At 66.0% G+C, this 6,000-nt stretch carries 6 protein-coding genes and 1 tRNA gene; 4 read left to right on the top strand and 3 right to left on the bottom strand.

Going from position 1 to position 6,000, the window contains the following annotated elements:
* Nucleotides 1-332: IS66 family transposase (locus Q319_RS24330; protein WP_029481783.1), on the top strand; the 332-nt coding region annotated here is incomplete at its 5' end.
* Nucleotides 333-406: 74 nt separating this feature from the next.
* Nucleotides 407-1,057 (top strand): HD-GYP domain-containing protein, encoded by a 651-nt coding sequence (locus Q319_RS0108250; protein ID WP_051655209.1) that lies wholly within the window; start codon nucleotides 407-409, stop codon nucleotides 1,055-1,057.
* A gap of 261 nt (nucleotides 1,058-1,318) precedes the next feature.
* On the opposite strand, the gene Q319_RS0108245 is transcribed toward Q319_RS0108250, so the two are convergent.
* Both Q319_RS0108245 and Q319_RS0108240 read right to left on the bottom strand, forming a co-directional pair.
* Nucleotides 1,319-1,393 (bottom strand) — tRNA-Val (locus Q319_RS0108245).
* Nucleotides 1,394-1,494: 101 nt separating this feature from the next.
* A complete protein-coding gene (locus Q319_RS0108240) occupies nucleotides 1,495-2,367 on the bottom strand; it encodes an alpha/beta hydrolase (protein WP_029481780.1) in 873 nt (290 codons plus the stop codon).
* Nucleotides 2,368-2,511: 144 nt separating this feature from the next.
* Here Q319_RS0108240 and Q319_RS0108235 point away from each other — a divergent pair, with 144 nt between their 5' ends.
* Nucleotides 2,512-4,002, top strand: coding sequence for a lycopene cyclase family protein (locus Q319_RS0108235; RefSeq protein ID WP_051655208.1), 1,491 nt, complete (start codon nucleotides 2,512-2,514; stop codon nucleotides 4,000-4,002).
* A gap of 180 nt (nucleotides 4,003-4,182) precedes the next feature.
* Nucleotides 4,183-4,848, top strand: a complete 666-nt coding sequence (gene sdaAB / locus Q319_RS0108230) for an L-serine ammonia-lyase, iron-sulfur-dependent subunit beta (protein ID WP_029481775.1) — start codon at nucleotides 4,183-4,185, stop codon at nucleotides 4,846-4,848.
* Nucleotides 4,849-4,908: 60 nt separating this feature from the next.
* On the opposite strand, the gene Q319_RS0108225 is transcribed toward sdaAB, so the two are convergent.
* Entirely contained in the window at nucleotides 4,909-5,907 is a 999-nt protein-coding gene (locus Q319_RS0108225) for a hypothetical protein (protein WP_156039236.1), read from the bottom strand.
* Nucleotides 5,908-6,000: the final 93 nt, after the last annotated feature.

The following is a 6,000-nucleotide window of genomic DNA, read 5'->3' as shown; positions in this document are numbered from 1 at the left end:
CGGCCTCTCCCCCAGTGCCGGGCCGCCGGTGGAAACCCAAGCAAACCAAGGGCCGCAATCTGGCTTTACGGTGTCAGCAGCACCGGGGCGCGGTGCTGCTGTTTCTCGAACGGGATGACGTTCCCTTCGACAACAACCAGGCGGAACGCGATATTCGGATGTTTTGCATCAAACGCAAAATCTCAGGGGGCTTCCGTTCTGTCGCGGGCGGCGAGGCGTTCTGCCGGATTCGCAGCTATGTCTCCACACTTCGCAAGCAGGGCATGAATGTTTGGCAGGGCCTCGTGAGTGTCTTTCGCGGTGACATCCTCATGCCGAACTTCTCGCGCTGAGTAGTTACCGGGGTTTTTCCTCTGTTTCTCATCCTGGTGAAGCCACGGCGAAGCCCACAGCCGTAGCCTTGAGTATGTTGGTCTCCTCCCTGACCGGACGCCCCGCCACACCAGAAGCCAGCGGGGCCTGTGAAGCGGCGCTGCGGGCACTGGGACAGGCGCTGGAAGCCCATGACAGCGAGATGAAGGGCCACACGGACCGGGTGACCGAAATGGCCCGGTGGATGGCCGAGGCCCTGTCGTGGTCGCCGTCCCAGTGGCAGGCGCTACGCTGGGGGGCGTACCTGCATGACGTGGGCAAGATCGAGATCCCGGACACGGTGCTGTACAAGCCGGGTCCACTGGACGACCTGGAATGGGCGGTCATGCGCTCACATGTCGAAGAGGGTGTTCAGTTCGCCACGGCGCTGGGTTTTCTGCCTGATACGACGCTGTGCGTGATTGCCGATCACCACGAGCGCTGGGACGGCCAGGGGTACCCGGCGGGCAAGGCAGGGTGTCAGATCAGTCTGGCGGGCCGGGTTCTGGCGCTGTGTGACGTGTACGACGCGCTGGTCAGCGACAGACCATACAAGGCGGCGTGGACGCCGCAGGAAGCGCTGGCCGAGATCGGCGCGCAGGCCGGGCGGCAGTTTGACCCTGTATTGACGGAAGTGTTCGTGGCCTTGCTGCGGCAGCGCAGGGCAGACGCCGACTGGGCTGTTCTGAGTGGCTGTCACCAGTGATGCAGCGACGCGGGCCGGACCGTTGGGCGTGACTGGAGGGAGTCCGCGTCCAGCCAGTCTCCGGCCCTGTCCCGGTCTGTCTGGTGTGGCTCCGCAGACCGCGTGCCCAGTGGGCGTTGGAGAATCTGGTCGATAGATCGCCCATGACCCCGCCCCACATCGTCCCGGGCCTCGACTGACGTGCTACACCGGACAACCGGAAACGACCTGAACGTGTCCGTAAGCCAATTGGAAAACCCCGCACCAGGCGGGGCATTTTCGTGGTGGGCGGTATAGGATTTGAACCTACGACCACTCGCTTGTAAGGCGAACGCTCTACCGCTGAGCTAACCGCCCGCACGGGGGCCTATCCTAATGGCCCGGGCGAACAGGATCAAGGGGCAAAGTCAGTGGGGGGGGGGGAACAGGTGCGCCCACGCAGCCCATCTGCCCGGTTTTTACGGCAGTTTGTGTGTCTCAATGAAGTCGATCACCTGTTGCCGCGTGCTGCCCAGAAAGGTCAGGGGCCGCGCCATCGCCGCGATAATGGTGATGTGGTTCAGGCCCGGCAGCACCTTCAGTTCCGACGGCACGCCCGCTTTCTTCAGGGCCGCTTGCATGGTGACGCCGTTGTAGGGGTCCACCGTCGTGTCGTTGGCGGCCACCAGCAGCAGGTTGGGCGGCGCGTCGGGGCGTACATGGCGGTCCGGCATGATGTCATCTGGGTTGCCGCCCACTGGAAAGGCCAGGGCGGTGGGTTCACCCCGGAAGTCGTAGGTGTATGGCCCGGCCACGCCGATCACGCCACGCACCGCGCTGATGGGCACGCCCGCCTCCCTCAGCCAGCGGGCGTTGTCCACCACTTCCACGGCATTAAAGCCGCCCGCCGAATGGCCCATCACGAACAGGTTGTCGGGGCTGCCGCCGTAGCTCTGGGCCTTGTCGCGCAGCACTTTAAGGGCGGCGGCGGCGTCCTGGATGTAGTCCGGGTAGCGGTGTTCGGGGGCCAGACGGTAATTCATCACGCCTGTCACGTAACCCGCGCGGGCCAGCGACTCGCCCACGAACTTGTGACTATCCTTGTTGCCGTTCTGCCAGGAGCCGCCGTGGATGAACAGCACCACCGGGGCGTTCTGCACGTTCTTCGGCGCGTACACGTCCATCACATTGCACGGCGCGGGGCCGTAGGGCACATTCTGGGTCACGTTCAGGCTGCCGGTGAAGGTCACGGCGTTCAGGGTGTTCTGGGGCGAGCAGGCGGCCAGCGTCAGGCCCAGGGTGGCGGCGGCCAGACCCAGGCCAGCGGCGCGGGTGAATTTGCGTGAAGACATGAAAGAGAGGCTAATCCCGCCTTCCTGGCCCCGGTGCCGCCAAACGCACAGTTCGGCCCGAACCGGGCTTTAAATTGCTTTGGGAATTGTCGGGCGTCCGAAGCCCCACAGACCCACCGTCGTGGGGGCGCTAGCCTGCTGCGAATGCCTGTGGACGCCCTTTCAGATCAAACAACCGATGTGCTGGTGGTGGGCGGCGGCCCCTCCGGTCTGGCGCTGGCCGCCGAACTGGCGCGGCGTGGCCTCAGGGTACGCGTGGTAGCCCCGCATCCGCCGCAGCCGTTTGCCCCCACTTACGGCTCGTGGCTGGACGAGCTGCCTGACTGGGCGCAGGCTTGCACTGCTCAAGTCTGGACCGATGTGCGGGTCTACACCGGACCTCAGCCTACGCCCCTGCTGCGCCCCTATGCGCTGCTGGACAACCGCCGCCTGCTGGATAGCCTGCTGGAACGGGCGGGGGAGGGGCTGCGCTGGACGCAGGGCAGGGTGACGGGCGCGGAACAGCGGGGCAACCTGTGGCATGTCTGGGGCGAGGCGGGCGAGGAATGGACGGCCCGGCTGGTGGTGGACGCCTCCGGGCATGGCGGCCTGCTGCTGCCCACACCATTTGAGGGCGGCGCGGCGTTGCAGACGGCTTACGGCATCGTGGCCCACTTTCAGCGTCCTCCCAGCCCTCCCGGCTCGATGGTCTGGATGGATTACCGCGCTCTTCATCTGGACCCGAATGAAGTCCGAGCCGAGCCGACATTTCTTTATTCCATGCATCTGGGCGGGGACCGCTATTTCGTGCAGGAGACCAGTTTGATCGCCCGTCCCGCGCCCACCCGCGAATTCATGCAGGCACGTCTGTATGCCCGCCTGGAGGCACTCGGCACGCCCCCGCACGACACTGAATCCAACGAGTGGGTGGCCTTCCCGATGAACGCGCCTGCACCTGTTCCTGGCCCGATTCTGGCTTACGGCGCGGCGGCGGGGCTGGTCCACCCGATCAGCGGCTTTCAGGTGGCCGGGGCGCTGCACGACGCGCCGCGTGTGGCGGGGGCCATCGCGCGTGCGTTCGCGCAGGGGAGTGACGCTGCCGCCGCTGGCTGGGACGCCCTCTGGCCCCCGGAACGCCGTGCCGCGCGGGGGGTCCATCTGCTGGACCTGGGAGCGCTGCTGGAACTGCCGGGGGACCGCTTGGGGCAGTTTTTTGCGGCCTTCTTCCGCCTGCCCGCCGCCGAGTGGCACGCTTTTCTCGCGCCGCATACCGGGGTGCGCGAGCTGGCCCGCAGCATGCTGAAGGTGTTTGCACACGCCCCGAACGCTGTGCGGCTGCCCCTGGTCCGCGCCGCGCTGGCCCATCCCGGTGTCAGCCTGCGCGCCCTGCGTGAAGCGGCCCGCATGAAGGAATCTGCCCACATTTCCCATCCTCCAGACGCTGGCACAGGCCACTCTGGGGGCATGACCAAATCCGATGAAGCCCAGCGTGAAGCCAATAGTGGTGACGTGGACCAGCAGGAAGTGATTGAGGAGGGCATGCAGGGCGCAGTCGGCAACGTGAACGCCGACGCTCTGGCCCCCGGCATGGACCGCGAGGAAAAACTGGAAGAGCTGCGCGAGAACATGGCGGAAGTCAGCGGCCAGCAGCAGTAATCTTCAGTCAGTCCTCCGGGATTTCTTTTCCTCTCTCGTCATATGGGCGAGAAGGGATTTTCTTTCTGACACGTCCACCCGCCTTGCCTGCTCCGTTGTCGGCCCCAGACCCTCGTTGAGAGATGCCAGTGGTGGAGGGGGTGTACGGAACTGCGGTTTCCAGACGCCTATACTCCCCCCATGTCCCTCCTCGACATGATTGGCCCGGTGATGATCGGCCCCAGCAGCAGCCACACGGCGGGGGCCTGCCGCCTGGGTCTCGTGGCCCACCATCTGCTGGGGGAGGCCCCAAAGCGGGCCAAGATCGGCCTGCACGCCTCGTTTGCAAAGACCGGGCGCGGCCACGGCACGCATCTGGCGCTGGTGGCCGGACTGCTGGGCTTTCTGCCCGACGACGCCCGGTTGCCTCGCGCCTTTGAGGAAGCGGCGGCGGCGGGTCTGGAGTACGAATTCAAAGATGTGGACCTGGGCGACGTGCATCCCAACACCGCGCACATTGAGCTGTACGGCGATGAGGAGAAGGTCACGGTGCAGGGCAGCAGCACGGGCGGCGGCGTGATTCTGGTGACGGCGGTGCAGGGCCTGGGCGTCAACTTCGGCGCGTTCAGCCCCACCGTCCTGCTGCGCTACACCGATGCGGTGGGCATGATCGCCCGCATCGCCAGCACCATCGCCGCCGATGGCGTGAACATCGCCGCCCTGACCTGCACCCGCCAGACGCGCGGCGGTCAGGCGCTGCTGGCGATTGAACTGGACGCGCCCCTCAGTCCACAGGCGCTGGCTTTTCTGGACCACTGGCCGGACACCAACTGGGTGCGCCTGCTGCCCAAATTGATGGACGGATAGGCCGCGTCGTGCGCCTGAAAGCCAGAGACCGCCCCCGTCTCCTGGCCTTCGGACCGTTTCCTACTTCTTCGGCTTCAGCAGCAGTACCCGTGAGGTCTTGTCGTCGTTCAGCGGATGGCCCGAGGCCAGCAACCAGCCCTGATCGTTGATGACGCTGATATAGGAAAGGCTCCAGCCGTCCACCCGGATGGGCGCATAACTGCGGGCCGCGTGGTCATACAGGAAGATGTTGGTGTCCAGGGTGTTCACCACGGCCTGACCTTTGTTGTTCAGCGAATTCACGAACACCGCGTCCGAGCCTCTGGGCGGCGAGAGCAGCATTCCCTTGCCCGCGCCCGCCTCCCAGACGTGCAGGGCCGCGCCGTCGTCGTCGCTGCCCAGGATCAGGCCCGCGTCGTTGATGAATTCTGGGGTCCAGCCCTTCTCTGCGGCCCGCGTCACCTTCGCGCCCTGTGAGACGCCGTTTTTCGACACCACACTTCCCGCCGCATTGACCGCCGTGGCGGACACCTGCCCCAGTGGGATGATCTTGCCGCCCGGCTTCCACAGGTAACTGGCCCCCCCGGTCTGGGCCGAGGCGACGACGTTCAGGTTGGAGGAACAGCCCCGAACGCCCAGGAACAGCCCATGCGTCCGTGCGCCCGGAAAGGCGATGGGGCTGAAGGTCTTGCCGTCGTAATACAGCGGCGGCGTGCCGTTGAAAGTGTTGATGACCATGCGCCCGTCGTCTGCCAGACAGTGCCGCCCCGCCGAACTGGACAGTTCCCCGCCCCTGGCGGCGGCAGGCAGCGTGACGGGCTTGAGGGCCGCGCCGGACCACACGAACAGGGCGTCAGGAGTCTTGCCCTGCACGGCGGCGAGCAGCACCGCGCCCCTGGTGTTCAGGGCCAGTGGAAAGGTCTGGGTATATCCCGGCGGGACGGGCGCGACCTGAACGCTATATGTCGCCCCTTTCGGCGTCAGCGTGGTGGTGGGCAGCGGCGCGGCCCCGGCGCTGGAGGCCAGCAGGCCGAGCAACACGGGAACAACGGCGGAGGGAAGGCCAGGTCTGTTTCGCATGTTCACCCTCTGTCCGCCCGGCCAGGTGAAGGTGTCGCCCCACGAGCGTCACCGGAAAGGACATGGCAAAAGTGTAGGCGTCAGTGCGCGTGG

The sequence above is a fragment of the Deinococcus marmoris DSM 12784 genome, assembly GCF_000701405.1.
Classification (GTDB): domain Bacteria; phylum Deinococcota; class Deinococci; order Deinococcales; family Deinococcaceae; genus Deinococcus; species Deinococcus marmoris.
Note: the sequence above shows the minus strand (reverse complement) of the source record. Positions and strands in the feature narration are given on the sequence as shown.